Source organism: Paenibacillus sp. ATY16, assembly GCF_003399985.2.
GTDB classification, from domain to species: Bacteria; Bacillota; Bacilli; order Paenibacillales; family Paenibacillaceae; genus Pristimantibacillus; species Pristimantibacillus glycanilyticus.
In genome coordinates this window covers 355,745-379,739 of sequence record NZ_NMOK02000052.1, presented here as the reverse complement: position 1 = coordinate 379,739, position 23,995 = coordinate 355,745, and the positions used below count along the sequence as shown (strand labels likewise).

At 50.2% G+C, this 23,995-nt stretch carries 28 protein-coding genes and 1 other annotated feature; of the genes, 11 read left to right on the top strand and 17 right to left on the bottom strand.

The window, feature by feature from the left end:
- Positions 1 to 24: 24 nt before the first annotated feature.
- Positions 25 to 1,182: a transglutaminase domain-containing protein gene (locus tag CFI03_RS27490; RefSeq protein WP_248761964.1), complete on the bottom strand. Its 1,158-nt coding sequence runs from the start codon at positions 1,180 to 1,182 to the stop codon at positions 25 to 27.
- Positions 1,183 to 1,234: 52 nt separating this feature from the next.
- Positions 1,235 to 1,693 (bottom strand): hypothetical protein, encoded by a 459-nt coding sequence (locus CFI03_RS27485; protein ID WP_127495584.1) that lies wholly within the window; start codon positions 1,691 to 1,693, stop codon positions 1,235 to 1,237.
- A 239-nt stretch (positions 1,694 to 1,932) separates the two neighbouring features.
- On the opposite strand from CFI03_RS27485, the gene CFI03_RS27480 reads away from it, so the two are divergent.
- The 3 genes from CFI03_RS27480 (at position 1,933) to CFI03_RS27470 (ending at position 3,850) form a co-directional block, all read left to right on the top strand.
- Positions 1,933 to 3,093 (top strand): MFS transporter, encoded by a 1,161-nt coding sequence (locus CFI03_RS27480; protein ID WP_248761962.1) that lies wholly within the window; start codon positions 1,933 to 1,935, stop codon positions 3,091 to 3,093.
- Between the two features lie 129 nt (positions 3,094 to 3,222).
- The gene (locus tag CFI03_RS27475) at positions 3,223 to 3,354 is read left to right on the top strand and encodes a YjcZ family sporulation protein (protein WP_236013488.1); all 132 of its coding nucleotides are present in this window, start codon (positions 3,223 to 3,225) and stop codon (positions 3,352 to 3,354) included.
- A 142-nt stretch (positions 3,355 to 3,496) separates the two neighbouring features.
- A complete protein-coding gene (locus CFI03_RS27470; protein ID WP_127495586.1) occupies positions 3,497 to 3,850 on the top strand; it encodes a toprim domain-containing protein in 354 nt (117 codons plus the stop codon).
- Here the strand turns inward: CFI03_RS27470 and CFI03_RS27465 are convergent.
- The 3 genes from CFI03_RS27465 to cyoE are packed head-to-tail and all read right to left on the bottom strand — an operon-like array spanning position 3,828 to position 6,320.
- Positions 3,828 to 4,766 carry an AEC family transporter gene (locus CFI03_RS27465; protein ID WP_248761953.1) on the bottom strand — a complete coding sequence of 313 codons (939 nt, stop codon included), beginning with the start codon at positions 4,764 to 4,766 and terminating at the stop codon, positions 3,828 to 3,830. The genes CFI03_RS27470 and CFI03_RS27465 overlap by 23 nt on opposite strands.
- Before the next feature lie 3 nt (positions 4,767 to 4,769).
- Positions 4,770 to 5,399 carry an SCO family protein gene (locus tag CFI03_RS27460; RefSeq protein WP_248761938.1) on the bottom strand — a complete coding sequence of 210 codons (630 nt, stop codon included), beginning with the start codon at positions 5,397 to 5,399 and terminating at the stop codon, positions 4,770 to 4,772.
- A gap of 45 nt (positions 5,400 to 5,444) precedes the next feature.
- A complete protein-coding gene (gene cyoE / locus CFI03_RS27455) occupies positions 5,445 to 6,320 on the bottom strand; it encodes a heme o synthase (RefSeq protein ID WP_280525715.1) in 876 nt (291 codons plus the stop codon).
- A 395-nt stretch (positions 6,321 to 6,715) separates the two neighbouring features.
- Here cyoE and gerQ point away from each other — a divergent pair, with 395 nt between their 5' ends.
- Positions 6,716 to 7,318 carry a spore coat protein GerQ gene (gerQ, locus tag CFI03_RS27450; protein WP_248761922.1) on the top strand — a complete coding sequence of 201 codons (603 nt, stop codon included), beginning with the start codon at positions 6,716 to 6,718 and terminating at the stop codon, positions 7,316 to 7,318.
- A gap of 3 nt (positions 7,319 to 7,321) precedes the next feature.
- On the opposite strand, the gene CFI03_RS27445 is transcribed toward gerQ, so the two are convergent.
- Entirely contained in the window at positions 7,322 to 7,654 is a 333-nt protein-coding gene (locus tag CFI03_RS27445; protein WP_236013487.1) for a hypothetical protein, read from the bottom strand.
- Between the two features lie 78 nt (positions 7,655 to 7,732).
- On the opposite strand from CFI03_RS27445, the gene CFI03_RS27440 reads away from it, so the two are divergent.
- On the top strand, positions 7,733 to 8,719 hold the full coding sequence (locus CFI03_RS27440; protein WP_248761920.1) for a metal-dependent hydrolase: 987 nt from the start codon (positions 7,733 to 7,735) through the stop codon (positions 8,717 to 8,719).
- A 154-nt stretch (positions 8,720 to 8,873) separates the two neighbouring features.
- On the opposite strand, the gene CFI03_RS27435 is transcribed toward CFI03_RS27440, so the two are convergent.
- Positions 8,874 to 9,095 (bottom strand): alpha/beta-type small acid-soluble spore protein, encoded by a 222-nt coding sequence (locus tag CFI03_RS27435; RefSeq protein ID WP_248761918.1) that lies wholly within the window; start codon positions 9,093 to 9,095, stop codon positions 8,874 to 8,876.
- A 130-nt stretch (positions 9,096 to 9,225) separates the two neighbouring features.
- Between CFI03_RS27435 and CFI03_RS27430 the strand changes: the two genes are divergently transcribed.
- On the top strand, positions 9,226 to 9,408 hold the full coding sequence (locus CFI03_RS27430) for a DUF5325 family protein (protein ID WP_248761916.1): 183 nt from the start codon (positions 9,226 to 9,228) through the stop codon (positions 9,406 to 9,408).
- 31 nt (positions 9,409 to 9,439) lie between these two features.
- On the opposite strand, the gene trpS is transcribed toward CFI03_RS27430, so the two are convergent.
- Positions 9,440 to 10,429, bottom strand: a complete 990-nt coding sequence (trpS, locus tag CFI03_RS27425) for a tryptophan--tRNA ligase (protein WP_248761914.1) — start codon at positions 10,427 to 10,429, stop codon at positions 9,440 to 9,442.
- A 69-nt stretch (positions 10,430 to 10,498) separates the two neighbouring features.
- Positions 10,499 to 10,769, bottom strand: a binding site (T-box leader).
- Positions 10,770 to 10,901: 132 nt separating this feature from the next.
- Between trpS and CFI03_RS27420 the strand changes: the two genes are divergently transcribed.
- Together CFI03_RS27420 and CFI03_RS27415 are read left to right on the top strand one after the other, a co-directional pair.
- Positions 10,902 to 11,987: a permease gene (locus CFI03_RS27420; RefSeq protein WP_248761878.1), complete on the top strand. Its 1,086-nt coding sequence runs from the start codon at positions 10,902 to 10,904 to the stop codon at positions 11,985 to 11,987.
- Complete coding sequence (locus tag CFI03_RS27415; protein WP_248761875.1) at positions 11,984 to 12,397, top strand: DUF1980 domain-containing protein; 414 nt, start codon at positions 11,984 to 11,986, stop codon at positions 12,395 to 12,397. Before CFI03_RS27420 ends, CFI03_RS27415 begins: the two co-directional genes overlap by 4 nt.
- 65 nt (positions 12,398 to 12,462) lie before the next feature.
- On the opposite strand, the gene CFI03_RS27410 is transcribed toward CFI03_RS27415, so the two are convergent.
- Complete coding sequence (locus tag CFI03_RS27410; protein WP_127495597.1) at positions 12,463 to 12,897, bottom strand: O-methyltransferase; 435 nt, start codon at positions 12,895 to 12,897, stop codon at positions 12,463 to 12,465.
- Positions 12,898 to 13,137: 240 nt separating this feature from the next.
- Here CFI03_RS27410 and CFI03_RS27405 point away from each other — a divergent pair, with 240 nt between their 5' ends.
- Together CFI03_RS27405 and CFI03_RS27400 are read left to right on the top strand one after the other, a co-directional pair.
- Positions 13,138 to 14,403, top strand: coding sequence for a methyl-accepting chemotaxis protein (locus tag CFI03_RS27405; RefSeq protein WP_127495598.1), 1,266 nt, complete (start codon positions 13,138 to 13,140; stop codon positions 14,401 to 14,403).
- 126 nt (positions 14,404 to 14,529) lie between these two features.
- The gene (locus CFI03_RS27400; RefSeq protein ID WP_248761866.1) at positions 14,530 to 15,333 is read left to right on the top strand and encodes a polysaccharide deacetylase family protein; all 804 of its coding nucleotides are present in this window, start codon (positions 14,530 to 14,532) and stop codon (positions 15,331 to 15,333) included.
- A 30-nt stretch (positions 15,334 to 15,363) separates the two neighbouring features.
- On the opposite strand, the gene CFI03_RS27395 is transcribed toward CFI03_RS27400, so the two are convergent.
- From CFI03_RS27395 to CFI03_RS27380, 4 genes are all read right to left on the bottom strand, one after another.
- Entirely contained in the window at positions 15,364 to 16,008 is a 645-nt protein-coding gene (locus tag CFI03_RS27395) for a 3D domain-containing protein (protein ID WP_127495600.1), read from the bottom strand.
- A 134-nt stretch (positions 16,009 to 16,142) separates the two neighbouring features.
- On the bottom strand, positions 16,143 to 16,937 hold the full coding sequence (locus tag CFI03_RS27390; protein ID WP_248761864.1) for a CAP domain-containing protein: 795 nt from the start codon (positions 16,935 to 16,937) through the stop codon (positions 16,143 to 16,145).
- Between the two features lie 388 nt (positions 16,938 to 17,325).
- The gene (locus tag CFI03_RS27385) at positions 17,326 to 18,345 is read right to left on the bottom strand and encodes a Gfo/Idh/MocA family protein (RefSeq protein WP_248761862.1); all 1,020 of its coding nucleotides are present in this window, start codon (positions 18,343 to 18,345) and stop codon (positions 17,326 to 17,328) included.
- 39 nt (positions 18,346 to 18,384) lie between these two features.
- On the bottom strand, positions 18,385 to 19,155 hold the full coding sequence (locus CFI03_RS27380; RefSeq protein WP_201007957.1) for a sugar phosphate isomerase/epimerase family protein: 771 nt from the start codon (positions 19,153 to 19,155) through the stop codon (positions 18,385 to 18,387).
- A gap of 419 nt (positions 19,156 to 19,574) precedes the next feature.
- Between CFI03_RS27380 and CFI03_RS27375 the strand changes: the two genes are divergently transcribed.
- Positions 19,575 to 19,802, top strand: a complete 228-nt coding sequence (locus CFI03_RS27375; protein WP_248761860.1) for a 3-dehydroquinate dehydratase — start codon at positions 19,575 to 19,577, stop codon at positions 19,800 to 19,802.
- 119 nt (positions 19,803 to 19,921) lie between these two features.
- On the opposite strand, the gene CFI03_RS27370 is transcribed toward CFI03_RS27375, so the two are convergent.
- The 4 genes from CFI03_RS27370 to CFI03_RS27355 all read right to left on the bottom strand — a co-directional run bounded on the left by CFI03_RS27370 (position 19,922) and on the right by CFI03_RS27355 (position 23,972).
- A complete protein-coding gene (locus CFI03_RS27370; RefSeq protein ID WP_248761851.1) occupies positions 19,922 to 20,608 on the bottom strand; it encodes a hypothetical protein in 687 nt (228 codons plus the stop codon).
- Positions 20,609 to 20,806: 198 nt separating this feature from the next.
- Positions 20,807 to 22,048 carry an MFS transporter gene (locus CFI03_RS27365; RefSeq protein WP_248761849.1) on the bottom strand — a complete coding sequence of 414 codons (1,242 nt, stop codon included), beginning with the start codon at positions 22,046 to 22,048 and terminating at the stop codon, positions 20,807 to 20,809.
- A 144-nt stretch (positions 22,049 to 22,192) separates the two neighbouring features.
- Complete coding sequence (locus tag CFI03_RS27360; RefSeq protein WP_201007955.1) at positions 22,193 to 22,534, bottom strand: hypothetical protein; 342 nt, start codon at positions 22,532 to 22,534, stop codon at positions 22,193 to 22,195.
- A 157-nt stretch (positions 22,535 to 22,691) separates the two neighbouring features.
- The gene (locus tag CFI03_RS27355; protein ID WP_248761847.1) at positions 22,692 to 23,972 is read right to left on the bottom strand and encodes a glucuronate isomerase; all 1,281 of its coding nucleotides are present in this window, start codon (positions 23,970 to 23,972) and stop codon (positions 22,692 to 22,694) included.
- Between the last annotated feature and the right edge of the window lie 23 nt (positions 23,973 to 23,995).

The following is a 23,995-nucleotide window of genomic DNA, read 5'->3' as shown; positions in this document are numbered from 1 at the left end:
GTTCACCTCTTGTCCAATTCTAACTTAAACGGCCCGGATATGAGTCTTGTCGAAATCAACCGGGTTGAACCAATCGCCGGAGGATGCCCATGTCGCATCGAGCGGAATCCAGGTACCGCCGCCTCCGCCTATTTTCACTTCATTCCAGGCATGCGGCCCGGAGCCTCCGCGGCCGTCCAGCCCCGTGCCGGTAACGACCTTCACGTCAAGTCCCGACGCGCGGGCCATCACGGCGTACAGTCTGGCTACGTCGATACATACGCCTTTGCGGGTAGCAAACGTCTCCTCCGGGTTCTGTTCCTTCCATACTCCGTTGTCTACGTAGTTATTAGCCTTGTCCCAGTCATAGGCAATACGGCTGCCCAGCCAATCATACAAAGCCCTTGCCTTGTCTTCGTCGCTATTCTTGCCCTTCGTAATCTGCAGGGCTGCCTGCTCAATATCCGTCGGGATATTGTAATCGATAATCTCGTATTTGCGCTGCAGCACATTCTGGAATTCTTCCTGCACGGCTTCCGCCAGAACGGGACCACGACCGGCCAGCATATCTCCGGCAACCGGTTCAAGAACATCCGATGCCTTCATGTATAACGGAGATTGTTGGATCAATCCGGTCCAGAGGCCGTTAGGCGCCAGCGAGACATAAATAAACAAAGCGGCTACGAATACAAATGCCCGCCCGGCACCGTGAACCGTGCCAAAAACAGCTCCGGCCGCGCGGCTTGCCGCTCGTCCACCCGGAAGGCGCTCCATGCTCTCGTGTCTGCCGCGCTGCTGTCTGCTGGCAAACAAAACTTCCAGCAGCGGCGCAAGAAAAGAAGCGGCCAGCCGAAGCAGCAAATACGAGAGCAAAAACAGGATGCCGTACCGGAGCAGGGCGAAATCGCGCAGGCTTGTTATAAACGTATACCAAGCCTGGGAGGTTGCACCCATTTCCTTCTGCGGCACGTTTACATGCCCGCTCAGCCAGTCCGCCGCAAGCGGGGACAAGCTGCCCGCAATTTTACCCGCAAGCACAAGACACACAATCAACAGAATGCCGTCCCATACAAAAAAGAAAAGGCGCCTCGCTGAACCCGACGCGCCTCTTCTCATTCCTTGCAGCAGCGAAACCAGCAGAAGGAGAAGAACGATAAGCGAGACCGGTTCCCAGGCCGTCCCTGCGCGTATCCATTCCATCATCATTACCCCTCCTTGCCTCTACCTGTATTGCATTGTTGTACTTGTTCTCTATCTATACTTTACCATTGGCCTTCGCTTGATCGATAAGCGCCTGAATGGTTGAATCTATTTTCATCGTACCAACCGATTTGCCGCGGAATTTTACGTTCACTTCACCGGAGCCGGGAACACCCGTCAATTCCAGATTCTCGGTCTTCACCGTGAAGGTTCCGTCGGAATTCGAGGTAAACGTTGCTTTATCCACTTCTCCCGCCATAGCCGATACGGCTTCCTGCTTCAGGCTGTCAATCGCCTGCGTGCCAATGGACTTCACGTCGTCCAGCGTATAGCCGCTGTAAGCGACAATGCCGACAACAATGACGAGCACCAGCGCCCATTTCACGAATGTCTTAACGACTCTGATTATAAAGAGCAGAACAACAAGCGCAATGACAAGCACCAGCCAATGATCCTGCAGGAAAGTGCTCCACGCATCCCAATCGTAGCCGGAAAAATCAAAGTAATTTTTCAACAAACAATCCCCCTAAAAAGAATGATCAAAACAAGTAGGCGGGATTTTGCTTACTGTGGTAACTATTACTTCGTAAGCATTAGCCCTATTATAACTCGCGTAATGTCCCATTATCAAACATTATAACCCACCCAGAATATGCCGTAAACGTAAAGGCGGCATATCTGCGCCGGAAGACATATCCTGTCCATCTTTCACGTACAAGTAAATTAAGAGGATATGCAAGGAGGAAGTAGCCGTTGAAAACCGCAATCTGGCTTTATCTATTTCTGTTCGTCGCTTTCTTTGATCTGCATGCGCAGTACCCGATCCTAACGCCCTTCGCCATCTCCCTTGGCGCGGCACCCTCCTTCATCGGGCTGATGATGGGCATGTACTCCATCACTCACCTGCCGGGCAATATTATGGCCGGATACGGGGTTGACCGGTTCGGAAGCAGATTGTTTATCGTATTCAGCCTGATGGGCGCGGGCGTTGTCCTGCTGTTCCAATCCAAAGTAACCGATCCGTGGCAGCTGCTGGTGCTCCGCTCGATCAGCGGATTCGTGCTGGCCTTTCTGTCTCCTGCCTGCCTTGCGCTGCTAGCCCGAATTTCGAGCGACGTGACCAAACAAGGCAAGTTTATGGCCGGTAACGGACTGGTGCATACGCTGGCCACGGTTGTCTCTCCCGCAGCGGGCGCGTATCTGGTTGCGAGGATCGGGTTTACGACCGCTTTTTATTTACTGGGCTGGGTGCTCATTATAACCGCAATCTGCGCCTTGTTCTTTATTCGGGATATAAAGGCAGCGCCGGCCGTGGAGATTGAACCGGTGCCAAGCAGCAAGAAGCCTGTCCTAGCCGAAGGAACTCCCATCCCTTGGCTGGTGTTCCTGCTTCCGATTGCGATGAGCTGCGCGCAGGGTATCCTGTCGTTTGAGCTGCCCCTGATGGCGACGTCCTCGGAAGGGATGATGGAGACCGGCATTCTGTTCTCAGTCGTCAGCATCGGCGCTTTGATTACGCTCAGCATGCTTTTCCTAAATAAGCTTTCGTCTTATTACCGGACCTTGTGGGGGGCGCTTGGACTTGCTCTCGTCTATTTTACGATCGCTGCCCAACCCCCGCTGCCGTTCTTTATGCTTCTATTATTCGTCGGGATGGCTAAGGGCATCGTTCTCCCCGCTATTTCAACGCTGCTTATCGAGCTTAGCGGCGGCGCCAAGTACGGCCGTACCTTCTCGGTTCTGTCCATTGCCTACTCGGTTGGCGCCTTCCTTGGACCGATGCTTGCCGGCCATCTGCGGGACAATCTGTCCCCTTACTACCTGGCTTTTCTTGGACTAATGATCGGGGTCTGCGTCTTGCCGTTTCACCGCAGAAAAACTACGCTCACACCCATTTTTCCCAAGTCTAGGTGAATGCACAAGGCCATTCGCTCACCCGGGCATATAATGCACTATGTCAGGTGGCCACGAAGGACAGTTGCTCCGGCAGGAACATTGCCCGGTCGACATGACGTTGAAGCTTGCTAGAGAGGGGTGACTTAGATGTCTGAAATTCATGTTTCACCTGTAGGCGATCATCGCGGTGGCGGCTTTAACAATGTGGGGTCCATCCTCGTATTGTTCATCCTGCTCGTTATCATCGTCTGCACCATTTGCGGCGGCGGATTATACTAAGAAACTCTTTATGAATATGAAAAGGGACGGAGCTCAAGTGGCTCCGTCCCTTTTTCCGTTAGGAATCTTTTTCTTGCCCGCGGCTTGTGAATATCGCTACACTACATGTAAGAAGCTACAGAATAAAAGGCTGGTGACTGCTATGGATATCGCCATTATCGTAGAAGGCAAAAACGACAAAAGCCGGCTTCGCCGCGTACTTGATGAATCCGTCCCCATCTTCTGCACCTTTGGTACGCCGGGTACCGTCCAGCTGGAGAAGCTGCGCAAGCAGATTGGAGACAAGGACGTCTATATTTTCACCGACAATGATTCCTCGGGCAAGCGGATCCGCGGCATTCTCCGCGATTTATTCCCTGACGCCGAGCATATCTACACCCGCCGCGGCTACCCGGGAGTAGAGCATACCCCGGAGGATTATCTGATCGAGCAATTGGAGAAGGCCGGTCTGGAATCATTCATCCAATACCCCGTTAAATATGAAGAAGGAAAATAACGACCGCCACCGTAATAATGCTCATCACGGTCGAGAGAAATACGGCCTGCGAGGCGAATTCCGGTTCGTTGTCGAACTCGACCGCAAGCAGAACGCTGCTGAGCGAGGTGGGCACGGATGACGATACGATAAGCGCCGCCGCCATCATATGGTCGATGGTCATAAAGAATCCAAGCACCCAAACGACCAATGCGGCCAGAGCCGGACCGCCTATCAGGCGCAATCCGTTCGCAAGCAGAACGTTTTTGATCAGGACGGGATTAAGCTCCCACTTCATATTGCCAAGCTGTACGCCCAGCGTAACCAGGGCCGTCCCGATAAAGGCATTCGACAAATACGTAATAGGCGTCTCGACGGATTGCGGCAGCTGCACCTGAAAGCCGTGAAGCAGAAAGGCAATCGGAATGACGTAAATAATCGGTTGCGACAGTATGGTACGAAGCGTGGAGCGGAAGCTCATCCTATGCGCGTTGACGCTGTATATGCCGAATGTATTCGGAAGCAGAGACTGCGTAACCATTACGATAATCTGAATCGACAGCGTATAAGGATTCGCCGAGAAAGCAAGCTGATTCAGCGGAATCCCGTAATTGGCGCTGTTGTAGAACAGGACGCTGTTGCGCATCGCCCCGCGCATGCCCCCCTCCAGTCCGCGCAGCCGGACGGCTGCCTCCACGCACGAAGCTTGCAGGGTCATAAACAGAATGACGAACAATAAGACTTGACCGATCAGGGCTGCCGAGATATCCGTTGTATAGAGCAAATTAAAAATGACGGATGGAGAAAATACATAAAAGTTCAGCTTCGACAAGGTTTTGATATCCAAAGAAAAAAGCCGCTGCATTGTGAAGCCAACAGCTATCATCAATGTGAGCGGCAGGACGTTGCTCCATAATATGTGCCAAAATATGTCCATCGCTTATTCCTTCGCGAGCTGCTTCAGATCCGACACCAAGCTCTCGGGCGTAAGGGATTCATCGCTGCCGTTAATCCATTTGCGTATTTGGCCCTTCTTGTCAACGAGCGTAATGACATTCATATGTATGAATGAATTGTTGGCCTCATCCTTCTTCACGCTGACGCCAAAATCTCTTGCCAGCTTGATCGAGGCTTCCTCATCATCGCCGCGCAGAAAGTCCCAGCCCCCTTTATCCAGCTGCGCAAAGTTGCGGGTTGCGAAGTCTCGAATGACATCAGGCGTATCATGAGCCGGATCGAAAGTAATCGAGATCAGCTCGGCTTTCGTGCCGAGAAGCCCTGCTTCACGGAGTTGGTCCTCTGCCTCGGAGATCATAAACGTTGTTGGAGGGCATACATCCGGACAGCTTGCCCAATAGAAGTAGACCAGCCTCGCTTTTCCGTTTGTGGAATCCAGCGAAACCTCATTGCCGTTAATATCTTTCAATGCAAATGACGGAGCAGCCATTTGAACGGGCATTTTACTGCCGCCGCCCGACTGCGAGTAGTTCGTAATGAATAAATAAATGCCCATTGCCAAGCAAAGCGCCAGTACAGCGAATTTGAAGCTGTGCTTTTTGAGAAATGCCATTTCGGTTCTCGTCCTCCCTAAAAGGAATCATCCTGGCTAAACAGATTACTTCACGGTATTTGCCATCATTACAATAAAGACAACCATTAAATAGTTAACGGAAATAAGGAAATTAACCTTCGCCCATTTCTCGGTATTTTCCGCTTTTATGCCTCGAATCGTATGAACAGCCCAAACAACCCCGGCAATCACAGACAGGATCAGAAATACAATGCCCGTGTATCCGTAGGTGTATAGCAGTACACAGGTTGGAATCAGAAGGACGACATACGGAATCATTTGCAGCTTCGTCCGTTTAATCCCTTTCACCACCGGCAGCAGCGGGAAACCGGCTGTACGGTATTCCTCTACCCGGCGGATAGCAAGCGACCAGAAATGCGCCGGCTGCCACAGGAACAAGAAGGCAAACAGCAGCCATGCTCCCATATCCACTTCATTTGTCACCGCGCAATAGCCAAGCACCGGAGGCATTGCCCCGGAAATACCGCCAATCGACGTGCTCCAGGTAGACGTGCGTTTCAACCAGATTGTATAGATGAAGATATAAACAAACCAGCCTAAAAAACCAAGCCAGCCCGTAACCGGATTTACCAGAACAAACAATATCGCAAGGCCGATGATGCCAAGAACGATGCCGTAACCGAGCACAAAGCCAGGCTGGAGACGGCCCTTGGGCAATGCGCGGTCTTTCGTGCGCTCCATCTTCTCATCAAGCTCTCGATCCCAGTAGTTATTAATGACGCAAGCCGAGCCTATCGTAACCGCTGAGCCAATGACGACCCACAGCAATGTCAGCCAGTCAATATGCCATTTGGAAGCGACCCAGAAACCGCCAATTGCGGCAAATACATTAAGCCGGAGCAGCCGTGGTTTGGTTAATGCAATTAAATCTTTCAACACGAAGCGAGCCTCCCGAGTTATGCAACAAGGCACGCAAGCACGCGCGCCTATACATTTTCATTGATGAATCGTTCTTAATCATACAGAAAAATAGATGCCATGACAACGTTAGGAGCCATTGTTCATCAATTCGCCATTCAAATTGTGACAATAAATGTGTAACCCTTTTGCCCCCCCTTCAATACTATAGGTATGTAGTCAAGTGCCCAGCTCTGTATAGGTTGAAGGGAAGCAAAAGAGCCCGAACATACGGCAGTCGTCAGCATTGGAATCCCGGAGGCTTTGAGGCTACGCAAGCAAAAAAGGTTTCTTTTAAACAGAGCGCACGCGACAAGGAATAACCAGAAAGAAGAATTTGTCCACGAGTGTATGGATCAATCAACAAATTTCAAAGATTGAAAGCGAGGATCAACAGCATGTCTTACGGTTATGGTTACAAAAATGCAGTAAGTCCGGCTAGCACTGGCGGTTACGGTGGAGTAAGCCCATTTGCAGGCGGCGGTTACGGCGGCTTCCCAACCGGCGTGTCTCCTGCCGCAACAATGCCTAATATGGCAATGCCTATGTCTGCTATGCCAGGTATGCCAGGTATGCCAGGTATGCCAGGTATGCCAGGTATGCAAGGTATGCAAGGTATGCCAACTCAAACGCTTGGAGCGCAATCGCCTCCGCAGGTGCCTAGCGGTTCGTTCATTACGCCAACAGGTGGAAACATTGTAACAGTAGGTGTGGAAGAATCTTATGTAGAGAACATTTTGCGCCTTAACCGCGGCAAAATGGCTACTTTCTACATGACTTACGAGAACAACCGTGAATGGAACGCCAAAGTATTCCGCGGCATTATTGAAGCAGCCGGCCGCGACCATATTATTATTAGCGATCCTTCCACCGGCATGCGTTACCTGCTGCTCACTTTGAACCTGGATTATGTAACGTTTGAAGGCGAAATCGCGTATGAGTATCCGTTCCAAGGCGGTACCATTACGAATACGACACCGCTGACGAACCGCGAAGGCTAAGCGCTACCCTGCATTTGAGCCAGCCCCCGCCGGCTTAAATGTCCATACATGCATTTTGTCCGCACCGCCGGGAATCCATTCGGCTACCCGGTACCAAGAAGAACGCTCATCGCAGCGTTCTTTTTTTATGGCTTCGGCTTCGTCTTCGGTTGCGGCCGTCCAGATCTCCACAAACAAGTTGAATTGATCGGTTCCTTCATATAATTGGACGCTTCGCCCCGATTCCTTCATTAATGTATTTACATAGGCTAAATAAACATCCCTCTCGCCCGCCGCGATTTTGTATTCCGCAAAGCAAATGTACATGATCGTCATTAACCCCTTTCTATTTACCATTGATAAAGTAAAGCTCCTCCGTTGATACTACAGCTAATTGAATCAAAGCCCCCGCAATCATTTTTAGGAGGTCTTGCCGTGGACACAGGAACGCATCTTGTTATGGGGATCGGACTCGCCGGACTGGCTTGCGTCGATCCCGTTGTCGCCAACAACCCATCCATCTTCGCCGCTGTTTTGGTCGGAACCATCATCGGCTCGCAGGCTCCGGACTTTGACACCTTTCTGAAGCTGAAAGGAAATGCCAGCTATATCCGGAATCATCGAGGCATCTCGCATTCCTTGCCGGCTATCGCCATCTGGACGATTCTAATTACGGGATTGCTTCAGCTCGTTTACCGGGGCAGCCTTCCATGGCTGCATGTCGGATCCTGGGTGCTGTTAGCCGTCTGCCTTCACGTATTCACCGATTTGTTTAACGCTTACGGAACCCAAGCTATGCGGCCATTTACCGAGAAATGGATTTCATGGAATATCATCCATATCTTTGACCCGGTTATCTTCGCTACTCATGTCATTGCGATATTGATTTGGGCGTTTGGTCTTGCTAGTCCCGTTGCCATCTTTCCGGTTTTGTACCTGTTTACCATCATCTATTATACATGGCGGACGCTGGCTCACAGAAGTACGCTTCGCAGGCTCCATTCCCTGGACCCTGAACCGGATGGAACACAAGGCTATATCGCCATTCCAACGATCTCGCTGTCGCATTGGAATATCGTAAAGCGAGCTGCCGACGGCAGCTTTGTTATCGGGGACCTTCGCGGGAACAAGCTCAGATGGCTGGACAATGTCCGCTGCTCCGATCATCCTGCCGTAGCTAAATCCAGAAACGACAACGCGATTCGCAGCTTTTTGTATTTCACCAAATTTGCTTGCGCCGAAGTGAAGGAGCATCCCTGGGGTTATGAAGTCCGTTGGTCGGATGTCCGTTACCGGCACCGCAAGCAATTTCCGTTTGTTGCCGTACTGCTCATGAACAAGGAATACGAAACGGTTGGCTCGTATGTCGGTTGGTTAAGCGATGACCGCTTAACGAAACGGCTGCGCATGAATTCTTATTAAACGACTCGACTTGACTTGACGAAGGAAGGCCCCTGACGCACAATAAGAAGGGGCTTTTTTTTGTGATCATGCTGGCTGGCGCGCATGGAAAAAGCTCAAGGTTTTACCCTTGAGCTTCGTGGCTTCCTCTGAAGCGTTGTGTATTTATAAACGATTAGCGGAAGCTGCCGCCGGACAATTGTTGTTCAGCGATTTGGACAAGTTTCTTAGTGATATATCCGCCCAGGGAACCTGCATCGCGAGATGTGACGTTACCGTAGTAACCGTCCGCTGGAATTTGTACGCCAAGCTCCGAAGCTGCTTCCATTTTCATTTGGTTAAGAGCGGCTTGTGCTTGTGGAACCACCAATTGATTGCTCGATCTGTTGCTAGCCATGCTGATAATCTCCCTTCAGTTAAGAGCTGTGATGTTTTGCAAGCTTGCAAGCTTATTATGAGCATGTTGACGCAAAATATGCTAAGCTCAAAAAAATATTATTAAGCATCCGTAAAGGAGAGTTAACACCTTGTCTAAACCACTGTCTTTGTTCTTCGCCATCGTCTCTGTGCTGCTTATGTGTGCTACCGCGATTTCGATATCTTTTAACGCCTGGCTGGCCATACTGTTTGCGATTCTCACTCTGTGCATGATTGGCGGAGGTTTTGTTGTAAAAGCAAGACTCCGGCGCCGTAACGAAAATAAAGGCTGACGCTTAATAGCGCCAGCCTTTTGTTTTATGATTATCCGCGCGGGGCAAGGAAGCCCATTTTTTCTTTGACGCCGGCAAGCGTGCGGTCCGCAAGCTCCGATGCGCGCTCTGCGCCTTGCTTCAGGATCGCATGGATCTCGCCGGATTCGCGGATCGCTTTGTATTTCTGCTGCAGAGGCTCAAGAACATTGACGACCTGCTCGGCCAGATCCTTCTTGAAAGGCCCATAGCCTTGACCTTCGTAACGGGCTTCTACCTCGGTGATTGTCATGTTCGCGCAATGCGAGTAAATGCTGATCAGGTTGCTGATCTCCGGTTTGTTCGCCGGATCGTATTTCACCTCGCGGCCGGAGTCCGTAGTGGCCCGGCTGATTTTTTTGCGAATGACGCTTGGCTCGTCAAGAAGGGCAATATAGCTGCCGGCATTCGGATTACTCTTGCTCATCTTCTTGCTCGCGTCGTCAAGCGACATGATTCTTGCGCCAATCTTCGGAATATAAGGCTCCGGAACCGTGAAGTATTCTCCGAATCTGGAATTAAAGCGGCTTGCCAGGTCGCGGGTAAGCTCCAGATGCTGCTTTTGATCATCGCCTACAGGTACAAGGTCCGCATTGTACACAAGAATGTCGGCGGCCATAAGCGAAGGATAAACGAATAATCCCGCGCCTACCGAATCTTTTCCGGCCGACTTGTCTTTGAATTGCGTCATGCGCTCGAGCTCGCCCATACCCGTAAGGGTCGTCATAATCCATCCCAGCTCGGCATGCGCGCGCACATGGGATTGTACAAAAATGTTTGATTTAGCCGGGTCAAGGCCCGCTGCGATAAACAATGCCGCAACCGATTCGATCTGCTCACGGAACATAGCCGGCTCTTGCGGCACGGTAATCGCATGAAGATCCACGACCATAAAGAAGCATTCTTCCGTTTCTTGCAGCTTCACGAAGTTTTGCATCGCTCCGATATAGTTGCCAAGCGTAAGCTGTCCGCTCGGCTGAATGCCAGAAAGTACTTTTTTCATAAAATTTCGTCCCCTTTTCTTCTTCTAATCCGTTTCTAACGCGTATGTGAACGCAAAAAAACCCCCGCCGCAAGGGACGAGGGAACCGTGGTGCCACCCTAATTTACTCGTTGCTTCCCGCGGATATCCGATATTCATCGGGGCGGGCTAAAGACAACAAGCCTTCATTGTTCCGTAACGGGGAACGGCCGGATAAGCATAGACAGCACTTCAATAGTCTGTGTTCCGCTATCGGCTCCGGGATCCATTCAGCAATCAGGCTTGCACTGGCTTGCACCGTCCGCCAGCTCTCTGTTACGCATTAACCCCTGTGCTTACTTATTCCCTTCATCGCCTTTCGTACCCTGATTATAGCGCAAGTCTCTACCGCCATGTCAAGCCCGGCCTTCAAAAGTTGTCCTATAGCGGCCAAGCCCAGCATAAGCTGGTTACTAGCGTAATCATTTCCTGATAAACAAAGAGAGGTTGGCTCATGCTGAACATGTTATTCCGATTCGGGACCCCGCTGCTGGGTATCGGATGTCTTGCGATGGTTTGCCTAATACTGGCAGGACAACCCTGGTCCCTCGCTCTGCTCGAGTCCGATGGTGCGCAAGAGTTCAAGATTGTGTTTTTAAGCATTATATTAGAAGCTTTTCCATTCATCCTGCTTGGCGTTATTTTCTCTGCCTTGCTCCAGGTGTTCGTGACCGACGAGATGATCCGGAGACTGACGCCCAAGCACCACATGGTCGGTATTCTTTTTGGCGCGCTGCTTGGTCTCGTATTCCCGTTATGCGAGTGCGGGATGATTCCCGTCGTGCGGCGCTTAATCCGGAAAGGCATGCCCGCTTATATCGGAATTGTGTACTTGCTGGCCGGCCCCATTATTAATCCGATTGTCTTTACTTCGACTTACGCCGCTTTCCGCTTGGAGCCGCAAATGGCCTACGACCGACTTATCATCGCCTTTATCGTTACCGTTATTATCGGCCTTCTTCTTCACCGGTTCATGAAAGGCAGCCCTCTGAAAGAATCATCCGGCAACATCCCTGCGCATCGCCATGAACATAAGCATGAACATGAACATAATCATCACCATGACCATCATGACCATCATGACCATCATGACCATCATGATCATCATGAGCATGCTCCCAACCCGGTTAAAAAAAGCCGGCGGCTGTCGGCAACGCTTAGCCATGCTTCGGACGAGTTTTTTGACATGGGCAAATATTTGATCTTTGGCGCACTGCTTACGGCCGTTATTCAGTCTTTTATTGACCGTCAGGCATTTGAGGCCGTTGCGGATCAGCCCGTTCTCTCCTATTTCTTCATGATGGGGCTTGCCTTCCTGCTGTCCATCTGCTCGACCTCGGATGCTTTTATCGCCGCATCGTTTGGAGGAATGTTCGATCATGGTCCGCTGCTCGCCTTTCTTGTGTTCGGCCCGATGATTGATTTGAAAAATACGATGATGATGCTGTCCGCGTTCCGCGCGCGGATCGTTCTTTCGATTACGCTGTTGGCCTTTGCCCTTGTACTGGCCAGCGTATGGCTCCTGGAGGTGCTGCGATGAATCATAACTGGATACGGGCAGGCTTTCTCGCGGGATTCGCCTTCCTCATCATTTACCTCGAACGTTTAGGTCAGCTGCCGCTGTATGTAGCCCCCCGGATGGAGCTTTATGTCAAGCTGTCGGCTATCGTCCTGAACGCCGCCGCCATCCACCAAGCCATGCTCGCCATGCAGCGTAAGCCCCGTGCGGATTGCGAGGAATGCGGCCATGATCATTCCCATCATGATCACGACCATAGCCACGATCACGATCATGACCATTCCATGTCTCCTCTAAAAAGCCTTCTTGTCTACGGACTGTTCCTTCTTCCGTTATTGCTTGGTTTCCTGCTCCCCGCGGCCGCACAGGAACATGAGGTCAACAGCGGCGGAATTCCCCATCTGCATTCCGGAAGCCACGAAGTGAAATAGCCGGCAATAAAATTCAGCCGTGCAGGAAACCCTGCACGGCTGTTCGAATGGATAATGGCTATAGCCTAAAAATCAAAGCCGGTATGATCGCTATTCTTTTCCCGCAGCATTTGATGCTTCGGCTGCTGGTAACGATAATTCCAGTTGGCTGTATTATAATTAGATTCGTAACAGATGCTAGCCGACCAGGTGCCCGCGTTCTGCCGGACAGCGAAATCGTACATAATTTCGCCATGCGTCCAATTCCTTCTCAATTTCAAAGCATCAATCGCGAGTTTGCGAAACGCCTGGACCTGGGTTGGTGTCATTCCACCTTCACCTTCTTGCTCCAGCTTGCCGTTCCTAGTCTCAATCGGATTATGCCGAAGGCCGAATTTGCCTACCGCATTGTTCCGGATGTGAATATGAACCGTCCCTCCAACCGCATTTGTAAGTTCCTCTTCTAATTGGCGAAAAACAAAATCAACTTGCCGTGCCAATGGCATAGCATCTATATTCATATAATTTCTCCTCCTTTCTACCCTTAAAATATTGAAAATAGTTGATTCCAACTAGTTCTCAGGTCTGATTATAGAATCTTTTCAATAAATTTACAATATAGTAAATTATAATTTTTTACAATTATCGCGCAATTACATCTATTCTTGACAATCAATTTCTCGATCTTATTCGACATTTATAGACCAATTTCACTGCTGATGCTATAATATGGTTATTCTATAAAAAGGAGCGCTTACATAATGAGCCAATGGTACTATTCCTTATCCGTTAGAAGTAAGCTGATGACCTCCATTTATTTAAATTTGGTCCTAGTTGCAATCGCGCTGAACCTGGTAATTTTATTCAGTGGGGGCTCCATCCTGGCCGGCCTTATCGTAACGGTGGTACTGGCGATTCTCGCTTACCCGACTGTCGGCTTTATCGAGAAGGCTTTAAACTCCTCCTTTGAAGAGATGTCAAACGCGGCGTTCCGGATCTCCAAAGGCGATTTCACGCAACGAATCGATACGGCTGCAAATGCGTCTCTTGGCGAAGTGGGCCATGCCTTCAACAGCATGGTGGACAAGCTGCGCGATATTTTGACCGAAACCTCCAATATTACAAGGCATGTATCCGAAACAAGCCGCAATATTTTTGATAAAAACAACCATATTCAGATCGCGATGGAGCAAGTCGCCGCCTCTTCGAACGAGCTGGCTACGGGCGCTAACGAAATTTCCGAGGATGTTGCGGACATGAGCGAGTCCATTGCCGAGATCGAGAAGAAAGTCGCCAATTATGCCCATGCGACGAAAGAGATGAACGAACGCTCCGAATTCACCTTGAGTCTCGTTGACAAAGGACGAGGAGCGCTGGAAGCGCAATCCGAAGGGATGCGCCGCAACGTGGAAGCCACGGAGAAGGTATCCGAGACGATCACCGATCTGGCCCGCAAGGCGCAGGGTATTACGGCAATGACTACGGCCATTTCCGATATTGCCGAACAGACCAACCTGCTCTCGCTTAACGCCTCCATCGAGGCTGCCCGTGCCGGAGAACACGGCCGCGGCTTTGCCGTAGTCGCCCAGGAAGTCCGCAAGCTTTCCGAAGAAGCCACGGTTTCCACGAAGGAAGTATTCAGCCTTGTCAAGAGTATCGATCAAGGCATTAAACAAACGATCAATCACATGAAGGTTAATGAAGAGGTCGTTAAGCTTCAGACGGAGCGGATCCGCGAATCCGAGATGGTATTTGCCGAGATCGTTCAAAGCGTTCAATTCATTACGCAGCAGATTGCGGCATTCGCCAGCGAAAGCGATCAAATGCTGGAGAGCGCACGCAAGATTTCGGACGCCATCCAGAACATTTCCGCGATTACGGAGGAATCCGCAGCCGGCACCCAGCAGGTATCCGCGTCCATGAATGAGCAGATTTCTTCCGTGCAAGGTGTTGTGCAAGAGACGGAGCGAATGCTCAATATGGCTACCCAGCTTCAACGCACGATTCAAGTATTCAAGATGAAGTAAGACATTTATGACGAACAGCCGCGTCCGGCTTACCGGATGCGGCTGTTTTTATTAAACGCATGTTCTCTCTTTTATCGGGGAAAAATAGCTTGGCGACGCTACATAAGAAATGGAGGCTATAAACGAATGAAGGGAATGCCGACTTTGTCCGGCAGTTTCAGACGATGGCTTGCTTTAGCGCTTACCATCGTCTTGCTGTTTGCTTCCGCAGAGCAAACCTATGCCTCTGCACCCGCAAAGCAAAAAAAGAAAAAGACGGCGGATATGTCCTGGGTAAGGATGCATAAGCAGTTTCCCAATACGTTTATCCTGAGCGGTCCAAGAAACGCCAAGCGAATAGCCCTAACTTTTGATGACGCGCCTGACCCAAGGTTTACGCCTCAAATTCTGGATGTACTAGCCAGCTACGATGTTTGCGCAACCTTTTTTGTTGTTGGATCCCGCGCGGTCAAACATCCGGCCCTAGTCCGGCGTATCCATCGCGAGGGGCATGTCATAGGAAATCATTCTTACAATCATGCCGTCTTGTCACAGCTTAATTCCCGGGAATTCCATACCCAGATCTGGCGGACGGATGCGATCGTAAGCAATATTATCGGGTATCACCCTCGATTTGTACGTCCTCCTTACGGAGAGATGCGCCCGGACCAAGTGGCATGGTCGGGCAAAAGCGGATATACCGTCGTCAATTGGGATGTAGACTCCGTGGATTGGCGCAACAATCCCAATAGCAGCATCGTTCTGCATAATATCAAGAAGACTCTGCAGCCGGGCTCCATTGTCCTGCAGCATGCAGGAGGCGGATACGGACAGGATCTGTCCGGGACAATCGAAGCTCTGCCCGTTCTTATCACGCAGCTTAGAAAAAAGGGATACAAATTTGTCACGCTTCCTGAACTGCTGAACAAATCCGCCGATAAAACGAAATAACCGGCAGCCTCTCGGCTGCCGATTACCTTACTACTTCAGAACATATACTTTTACGTTTTGAATGCCGAAATTGCTTACCTCTGCAGGCGTGCCCGGCAAATAAATATCGATGCGATTGCCTTTTATCGCGCCGCCAACATCGGATGCAGTCGCGATCATTCCGCCTGTTGGCAGGCCATCGGAGTTATAACCCGTAACGTAAAGCTTTGTGCCAAGCGGAATAACCTTAGGGTCAACCGCAACCGTGCCTACCTTTAGCTTATTGCCGAAGTAGTCGAGGCCCGCCCAGCCGCCGTTCTCGGAAGCATCGCCGCTGTAAGCCGTTGCTTGAATGCTAAGCTGCTTGCTGAACGTATGGATCGTGCCCGCTTGGTCCGTAACGCTTTGCGCGGTAACCGTAGTTGCTTTTGCAGCTGCAGCCTTGGCAGTTGTCGTTTTTGCTGCAGTTGTTGTTGTCGGGATAACGATCTTAAGACCAGCGTAAATATTCAAAGGATTAATCTTTGCATTCGCTTTCATGAGTTTATCAACCGACACGCTGTACTTCTGAGAGAGCTTCCAGAATGTATCGCCCTCAACCGCCGTATGCGTTTTGCTGGCCGCATGAACCGATCCTGTGGCAAAAATAAGAGATAAGCCGAGTACCGCCGTTGTCATCATCGAAGCTTTCTTCATTTGTGTTGTCCCCCTGGTTTCTGCGTATTTAAGTACGGATGCCTTGCTTATGTGAAGAAAAGAAAAGCGTCAGGCGGAACCGCCTGACGCTTGGTTCTTCCGGTTTACATGACTTCAATAACCTTATTGAAGGATTAGCCCGTGAATTCTTGTACCCACTCGCCATTCACGTAAGCTACGCCGATTTTCGTGTAGTTTGCGTTCAGAATGTTAGCGCGGTGACCGGCACTGTTCATCCAAGCGGTCATAACTTCAGTTGGCGATTTTTGTCCCACAGCGATGTTCTCGCCAGCGTAGTTGTAAGTCACGCCGAACGATTTCATCATGTCAAACGGCGAACCGTAAGTTGGAGAGTTATGGTCAAAGTAGTTGTTTTGGTACATGTCTTGCGCTTTTGCCGTAGCCACTTTAGTCAAAAGAGCGTCAGATGTCAAAGCTTTCAGACCCGCATTAGCACGCTCTTTGTTAACAAGCGTTACAACTTGGGATGCGAACTCGCTTTGCGATACTGTACCGCTGCCAGTGTTGCCTGTACCTGTGCTTGGTGTCGTTGGCTTAGCTGGTGTTGTTGGCGTTGTTGTGTTACCGGAACCCGTGCTTGGTTTGGATGGTGTAGTTGGTTTCGACGGTGTTGTTGGTGTTGTTGGCGTTGTTGGTTTAGTTGGCGTTGTTGTGTTGCCAGTACCCGTGCTTGGCTGCGTTACTTCCGTAGGCAATTTAATTGTAATGCCGCCGAAAGTGATTTTGCTAAGGTCGATACCGTATTGCTGAGCGATTTGATTAATTGTATCCATCGAAATATTATTGCAATTTGTGGAGTACGTCTTCACAGCTGGTGCTGCACCTGCAGTTGGAGTCGTTACACCTATGCTGATCAAAGCCGCTGCTGCTAAGCTAGTGACACCCACTCGTAATGTTTGCATCTTCATGATTTCATCCTCCTAAAATTGTATGTGGTATAAATGTTGTTGGCTTGTAACGTGTTAACTTGTTAATCACTTGCCCTCCGACGCCACTTATCGTAACATGTGTTTCGAACTTGTTTCATGGCACAAAAACTGGTAAGTTACGCGTTTTCACTGTAAAAACAGGCGGTTGAGCGTCTTTATGAGAATGTGCTCATTTCTCGCTAAAACCGCAAATTCAGGCGGCTGTTGGCGATTCCGCACAGCTGTCAGAATATTTCAACTCTAGGAGATCGAAACATTAGAATCCTTTAAGAAAGCGGTTTCAGAAAAGACGGATAACAAACAAGAAACTCCCCAAGAAACCGCCTTTTCGGGCAGTCTCTTGAGGAGTTTCTTCAATATATAGCGATTAGTTTACTTTGATGAATTGGCCTGTTGCTTGGGATTCAAATGCGCTCAGGATAACTTTAAGCGATTTGCGGCCTTCTTCGCCCGGGATTGCCGGTACCGTGTCGTTAACGATCGAATCGATGAATGCATCCACCACGCCGCTGGACAGTTGTTTCGTGTTTGTGGAGATTTCGCCCACTTTATGCTTTTCAACGGATCCGTCGCGAAGCTCAACGATAACTTGATCTTCAGGATGCGTGCCGATCTTCATAACGCCTTTTTCGCACCACAGAACCGTGCTGTTGTCTTCGCCTTTGTAGTACGTCCAGCTTGCAACCAGGGAACCGATTGCGCCGCTTTGCATGCGTACAACAACGTTAGCGTTATCGTCTACGTCGCCTGCTTTGTCGATTGTACCGATAAATGCTGCAACTTCGGATACTTCATCGTTCAACAGGTAACGGATCAGGTCGGATTTGTGCACGCCAAGGTCACCCATTGCGCCCATGATAGCTTCAGGCTTGCGGAAGAACCAGCTTCCCGCGCCGTCGATGCTCCAGCCGTCCGGACCAGGGTGGCCAAACGATGTACGGAAAGTCAGAACGCGGCCAAGAACGCCGGAATCAAGAATTTGTTTTGCTTTTACGTGCGGAGGCATCAGACGTTGGTTATGTCCAACCATCAGCTTCACGCCGTTTTTCGCAGCAGCTTCGATCATTGCAGCCGCTTCTTCGTCCGTTACTGCCATCGGCTTCTCAACCAGGACATGCGCCCCAGCGTTAGCTGCCGCAATCGACATGGAAGCATGCAGGTAGTTAGGCGTACATACGCTTACCGCATCCGGCTTAACTTCAGCCAGCATGGTTTCGTAATCGGCGTAAGCTTTGCCGCCATGTTTTGCGGCATACTCTTCCGCGCGCTCGATTACCGGATCAACGAATGCAACCAATTCTACATTCTCGTTGCCAGCATACTCAGGAATATGACGATGTTTGGAGATGGAACCGCAACCGATTACTGCTACTCTTACTTTGCTCATTATTTTCCCCTGCCTCTTCTATAGTCAAAAGTCGAAATATTATTGGTTCAAATAGTTCGTTTTCAGCCAGTTGATGCTTTCTTCAACGGATTGAAGCGGCGGATTCGCGCAGCGGTCCTGCTCAACGATCAGCCATTTTACGTCTGCCTGCTCCGATTGCTTGATAAGCGGAAGCAGATCCAGATCGCCGCGGCCAAGTTCAACCGTGTCGATTTCAGCTTTTTCCGTATTTTTAACGAAGTCCTTCAAGTGAACAAGCGGCAGTCTGCCGGCATATTTCGAGATATATTCAAGCACATCGCGGCCTGCATATTGCACCCAGCCAAGATCCATCTCGACTTGCAGCAGGTCTGCGCCTACTGTTTCGTACAGCTTGTCGAATACGACTTGTCCATCGATCTCAACTTCGAATTCGAATTCATGGTTATGGTAGCAGAAAACAATGCCTGCTTCTTGGAATCGCTTACCGTATTCCGCGAAGTTTACAAGATGCTTCTTCCAGGCATCCGCATCGCGGACTTCAACAGGAAGCCATGGGCAGATCGCATATTTCGCACCGATTGTAGTCAAATAAGCAATTTCCTCATCGATCTTTGTTTCAAGGTTCACGAGAGGTACGTGATTGCCGATTGCAACCAGATTAAGCTCATCTAGCAGCGCTTTCATTTGTTCGGCAGGAATATCTCCGTAACCGGCAAATTCGACGCCTTCATAACCCATTGCCGCAACTTTGCGCAATGTACCTTCAAAATCTTGAGCTGTTTCTTCACGAAGCGTATACATTTGTAAACCGATACCCGGACGTGTCATTTGACAAGCACTCCTTTATCATTCAATTCCTTGTAACCGTCTATTTTTCATAATCTTTACGATTCTCATTATACGGGTTGTGGCGAACAAAAAAACAGTTGTCTTATTACTCTTTTTTTATGCGATTTTGCCATTTCTTCCGTTTGAGCCGCTTATTTTGTCCCCTTTTGCATCCTCGCGGCCGCAGATTCCTTGAATTGTAAAGAAATCATAACCATTTTTTAAGATTATCTTAATCTTTGTCGCTTAAAATAAGATCATTAGTTAACTTCTAGCGAATATAAGCGACCCGTCTATAGTCCAGATTTATCGCCAAAGTAGTAAAAAAGTAAGCTAATTAAAATTCGGGCGAAACCTTCTGCAGGTTTTATCCGTATATGTTATATCAAAGTCTATTAATGGAATGGAGGCATTCCCCTATGAAAACAATGATTCTCTTTAATAACCGCACAATTCCCGTTTATTTAACCGATACGAATAAAAAAGCAATCGAAAAGTTGTCTGATGTCCTGAACCGCAAGGTTACAACGGGTAAAAATGCCTTGAGAAACTGTATTCGATCGCTGATCAGCGTCGAAATCGTCGGCAGTGAAGCTACGCTCCACTCGTTGTACGAGAAAGATACTTTAACGATCTCATTGTATTAAACCGACTAAGGAAACATTACAATAGCATGTCCCAAAGCCGGCTGTTATCATACGATGCAGCGGGCTTTGTTGTTTTTCATACGCAGCAAAAAGAAGCCCTGCCGGGCTTCTTTTTGTTTTTACTTCGTTGTTGTCTGCTGATCGGCCTGCTGCCCGTTCTGGGCTCCGCCGCCATTCCGGAATTGACCGCCGCGTCCGCCTCCGCCGAATCCTCCGCCGCCAAAACCGCCCAGGCGAATGGACTCTGCTTCCTGCGTATCGTCCTTCAATTGTACCGTAATAATATCATCGGCCTTCAGATCAGCTAGCGTCTTGTCTGTTTCCGTCATTTTCCCGTCGGCGAAGGATGTCGACACGATCTTGGTTGCATCCGTTACCGTAATGTCCATTGTCTCGTCGGAGAACATATTCTCCATATTTCGCTGGCGTCCGCCGCCGGAGTTCTGGCCCTCGCCCGCTTGAGGCGCAGAGCCGGCATCGCCTTGAGGGGGATTGCCCGAAGGAGGATTGCCGTTTGGCGCATCTCCTTGCGCTGCATCGCCCTGAGGAGGCTGCCCGCCACCTTCCGGTCTATGGAATGAAGATTTATAAATCGTAATGGTCTGGCCATTAATCGATTTAATTTTGCCGATTGTGCCCATCATGGCTCTGCCTTGGAAGTCGCCTTGCTGTCCTTGATTTTGCTGCTGCTGAGCTTGTCCGGTTGTTCCATTTGCGGCAGTGCCCGATTCATCCGACTTCGAGCCGCAGCCAGCCAAAGCAACCGAGATTGCGACAGCGCTTAGTGCAATTTTCCAGTTGTTCATCTCTCGTATTCCCCTTTTATGGCCTTTTGCCTGCATTGTAGCAGACCAATATGAACGAGAAATGAACATCCCTCTCTTATATGAACAGGTTGATGCCGGATTGATCCGCTTGACCCAAAATGCAAGCAACAATCCGAACCCGAATGCCAAGCACACAAAAAAGGGACCTGAATTCAGGCCCCTTCCTTATTATACTCCTTACCGCAAGGGGCCGGAGGCTCCTTCCTGATGCAAAGCTTTTCGGTTGCCAGCCAGGAACAGCGCCGTTCCAATCCAGCCGAAAAGAGATGCAATGACAAGCAGCATCGTTAACGATACGCTGTCCGACAAGCCCGCTCCAAGCAGCGGTCCCAACGTGCCACGCACGCCAAACAGCATAAGATGCACGCCGAACACGGCCGCTTCCCTTCCCGGGGCAAGTCTGGAAACAAAGGCAAGGATGCCGATATCCCAAATAGCCTCGCCTACGCCTTGAATCCCGTTCCCTACGATAACAGCCGTATAGGTTCCCCATACTCCGTATAACATGGGTACGATCGCATACGCGCTAATCCCGCATAACAGGACATGTTTAATATCTATCCGGTCAATCAATCGCCCGGCGATCAAGTAAGTTAGCAAAAGACCTGCGTAATAAGACACACGTGCAAATCCGATCTGCACGTTGCTCAGCTCAAGCACCTGCACTTGAATAATCTGGTAGAGCGGATTGGACAGCATATTGCCGAAGCCGGCAAAGGTGGTCGCTGCAAGAAATACGGCCAGCTTGCGGTTCCCCGATACAAGCGTCCACTGGTCGCGAAACGAGAACTTCGCGCTTGCTCTGGAAGGCGCATGAAGGGCCTGCTTCGGAAGCCGAAGCGAGTTAAACAAGATAATGGATGCTACTCCGAATATGGAAGCCGTAATTAGCGGACCCGATGGTCCCGAGGCGTCAGCCCAGGAACCAACGACGTATGCAAGAGGAATCATTAATGCTCCGCTTGCCACCCGCACATACCCCATCAGCCTGCCTCTCACATCGGCCGGATACATCCGCGCGACTAGAGAAGCGTAAGCCGGAGCCTGTATCCCCATCAGGATCTGGAAGACCAGAGCGGTTGCAACGTAAACGGATGGATAAGCAAACAAGGCCGGAAAAATAATGAGCAGTCTGCCAATGAGGTTCGGAACAATAACAAACGGTTTCGGATTGCCCGACCTTTCAATCCATGCCGCCCAGATCGGCGAGAACAGAAGACCTACTGCCGGCGCCGCGGACAAAAGCCCCACCTGCAGGTTGGTAGCCCCTTCGCGAATCGCGAACGGCATAAAAAATTGATTCAATACCACGTTAAAAATACTAAATAATAAAGTCGCGCTGAAATCGATTCGCGCATTAAACCAGACGCGCGGCATCATCTGCATGCCGAGCTTATAGACACTGCCCTTTGTTTCCATCCCGCTGCAATCCTTTCGCTCCGCTATCCGTTACTATTTTGCAAGTCATACCCATTAGAGCAGAGATTTCCCGAAAGCGCAATAAACATTTTTACCGGAGCTTGTCATCCCCAAAAAACGGTCCTTACCGGACCGGAAGAACCGTTACACCAGTATGAACAGCAAGCCGAAGCAAGCGGCGGATACGCCGGTATAACACCAGGCTGCCGCCCGGCTGCAATCACGGAGACGCCAAATCCGCACAAGATACCCGATGGTAAACAGGACGGAGACAATCATAATTCCCATCATAATGCCGTCCATAAATGGATCGTTCATCATGCCGTTCATCCCGCCGCCATGATGCTGCATATTGGACCATTCCATTGCGCTTATGCCGCCCGTAAGGAGCACCGGAAGAAGCAAATGTATGCCATGCACAACGATTGGAAATAACATGCCGCCTATCGAAAGAAGGGAGCTTCGCGGCAAACGTTTATCGGTCACGTAGAGTCGCCTCCATCCCTGTTGCGTTACAACAGTATATGGCGCATCCACGCATAGATTCGTTTTTTTTGGCGGACAGTGATGTTGTACTGGCAACAAAGTGAAACAATTGGAATTCGCAAAAAAAGAAGCAGGCATCGCCTGCTTCTCCTCATGGCTATTCCGGTTGTTCCTTGCCGAGGAAGCGCCAGAAGTTCCGGTTGAACAAGTCGTCAAGATCCCGCTTGATCTCATCCTCCGTTACCTTCCAGCCGCTGTTGTACAAACGCTCGTACTTCGAGGCCAGCACTTGCCCGATAATGCGGCGCGAGTGCTCCCACTTGTAAATCAGCTGTTCAAATACCCGGCAGTCCGAGTGCTGCGGGATGACGGAAGTGCCCAGCAGTTCGAGACGGAACTTTGTCATTTCCTCTACCATCGATTCAATGTGAAGGAACCACCAGCAGCCAAATATCATTAGATTGCGGAACTTCCGCGCAAGCACGGTCAGCTCATGCTGATTGCTGCGGGCCAGCATCGTGATAAGAAATTTTTGCTTCGGATAATTGCGGCATAAAGCTTCAACCGCGGAAACATCCGAATCCATGCTCATGTCGCCCGCAAGACGAAGCTCCGGATTCACGCGGCGGCGAACGCCAATCATGAGTGCAAACGGAATGCCATGCTTCTGGCAGACAGGCACCATCGCTTCGTCAATCATGCGAGTGCGGTGATCTTCAGCCGGATAGACGAAATCGCCCGGCATCGATACCGCCAGATACAAAGCGTCCATGCGAACAATCCATTCGGACAGGAAACGGCGTACTTCTTCCTTTGTCTTCTCCGTCCACTCCTCGGATGCGTCGTAACCAAGCGAGCGGAGCTGAACGACCGCATTAGGCCAGTCATTCAGAAGGGTGTCTACCCGCAGGGCAGCGGAGAACCGGGAATCCGTATTGCCGCCGCGGTTCAGCCATACTTCACGCTCTTCCGGGTCGAACGGATCATTGGTCATGAGGACATGCTTCACGTTCGAGATCCGGAGAACCTCGTCCACCTGCTCAGCCGTCGTACGGCTGGCAAGCGCCTCGCGGTAATCGTTCAGATTACGCGAGGAAACATCAAGACCGAGACGGTGCAATATCGTAATAAAGCCGTTTGCCGCTTCGCTGATCGGCGAATGCTCGATAAAGAGCTTGTTCCAGATCCAATCCGCCTGCTCCCGCTTCGACATGGCCCAGAAGGCGTCATACGTCTCCCGGTCATCCGCCCAGCGGAACGACTCCGAAATTAGATAATGATATATAAGCAGCTCATCGATTCCCCATAGCAGCAAATTGCCGAAATCGGCGGAAAATAAATGGGTATGCATATCCGTTACCGGCATCGTCATCGCAAGACGCCCAACGGTTTCTTTCATCGCACTGACGGATTCTATGGCCAGTTGTTCCTTGATCATAATCGATTTTCCTCCTCAACTCG

What these genes read in the sequence shown, in the direction of transcription:
- CFI03_RS27415 (WP_248761875.1), top strand. Translation starts at nt 11,984, where the DNA reads ATGAATCATAACTGGATACGGGCAGGCTTTCTCGCGGGATTCGCCTTC.
- CFI03_RS27380 (WP_201007957.1), bottom strand. Translation starts at nt 19,155, where the DNA reads ATGACACGTCCGGGTATCGGTTTACAAATGTATACGCTTCGTGAAGAA.
- CFI03_RS27470 (WP_127495586.1), top strand. Translation starts at nt 3,497, where the DNA reads ATGGATATCGCCATTATCGTAGAAGGCAAAAACGACAAAAGCCGGCTT.
- CFI03_RS27445 (WP_236013487.1), bottom strand. Translation starts at nt 7,654, where the DNA reads ATGGTAAATAGAAAGGGGTTAATGACGATCATGTACATTTGCTTTGCG.
- CFI03_RS27420 (WP_248761878.1), top strand. Translation starts at nt 10,902, where the DNA reads ATGCTGAACATGTTATTCCGATTCGGGACCCCGCTGCTGGGTATCGGA.
- CFI03_RS27375 (WP_248761860.1), top strand. Translation starts at nt 19,575, where the DNA reads ATGAAAACAATGATTCTCTTTAATAACCGCACAATTCCCGTTTATTTA.
- CFI03_RS27410 (WP_127495597.1), bottom strand. Translation starts at nt 12,897, where the DNA reads ATGAATATAGATGCTATGCCATTGGCACGGCAAGTTGATTTTGTTTTT.
- gerQ (WP_248761922.1), top strand. Translation starts at nt 6,716, where the DNA reads ATGTCTTACGGTTATGGTTACAAAAATGCAGTAAGTCCGGCTAGCACT.
- CFI03_RS27400 (WP_248761866.1), top strand. Translation starts at nt 14,530, where the DNA reads ATGAAGGGAATGCCGACTTTGTCCGGCAGTTTCAGACGATGGCTTGCT.
- trpS (WP_248761914.1), bottom strand. Translation starts at nt 10,429, where the DNA reads ATGAAAAAAGTACTTTCTGGCATTCAGCCGAGCGGACAGCTTACGCTT.
- CFI03_RS27435 (WP_248761918.1), bottom strand. Translation starts at nt 9,095, where the DNA reads ATGGCTAGCAACAGATCGAGCAATCAATTGGTGGTTCCACAAGCACAA.
- CFI03_RS27370 (WP_248761851.1), bottom strand. Translation starts at nt 20,608, where the DNA reads ATGAACAACTGGAAAATTGCACTAAGCGCTGTCGCAATCTCGGTTGCT.
- CFI03_RS27355 (WP_248761847.1), bottom strand. Translation starts at nt 23,972, where the DNA reads ATGATCAAGGAACAACTGGCCATAGAATCCGTCAGTGCGATGAAAGAA.
- CFI03_RS27460 (WP_248761938.1), bottom strand. Translation starts at nt 5,399, where the DNA reads ATGGCATTTCTCAAAAAGCACAGCTTCAAATTCGCTGTACTGGCGCTT.
- CFI03_RS27365 (WP_248761849.1), bottom strand. Translation starts at nt 22,048, where the DNA reads ATGGAAACAAAGGGCAGTGTCTATAAGCTCGGCATGCAGATGATGCCG.
- CFI03_RS27490 (WP_248761964.1), bottom strand. Translation starts at nt 1,182, where the DNA reads ATGATGGAATGGATACGCGCAGGGACGGCCTGGGAACCGGTCTCGCTT.
- CFI03_RS27395 (WP_127495600.1), bottom strand. Translation starts at nt 16,008, where the DNA reads ATGAAGAAAGCTTCGATGATGACAACGGCGGTACTCGGCTTATCTCTT.
- CFI03_RS27465 (WP_248761953.1), bottom strand. Translation starts at nt 4,766, where the DNA reads ATGGACATATTTTGGCACATATTATGGAGCAACGTCCTGCCGCTCACA.
- CFI03_RS27390 (WP_248761864.1), bottom strand. Translation starts at nt 16,937, where the DNA reads ATGAAGATGCAAACATTACGAGTGGGTGTCACTAGCTTAGCAGCAGCG.
- CFI03_RS27385 (WP_248761862.1), bottom strand. Translation starts at nt 18,345, where the DNA reads ATGAGCAAAGTAAGAGTAGCAGTAATCGGTTGCGGTTCCATCTCCAAA.
- CFI03_RS27405 (WP_127495598.1), top strand. Translation starts at nt 13,138, where the DNA reads ATGAGCCAATGGTACTATTCCTTATCCGTTAGAAGTAAGCTGATGACC.
- CFI03_RS27475 (WP_236013488.1), top strand. Translation starts at nt 3,223, where the DNA reads ATGTCTGAAATTCATGTTTCACCTGTAGGCGATCATCGCGGTGGCGGC.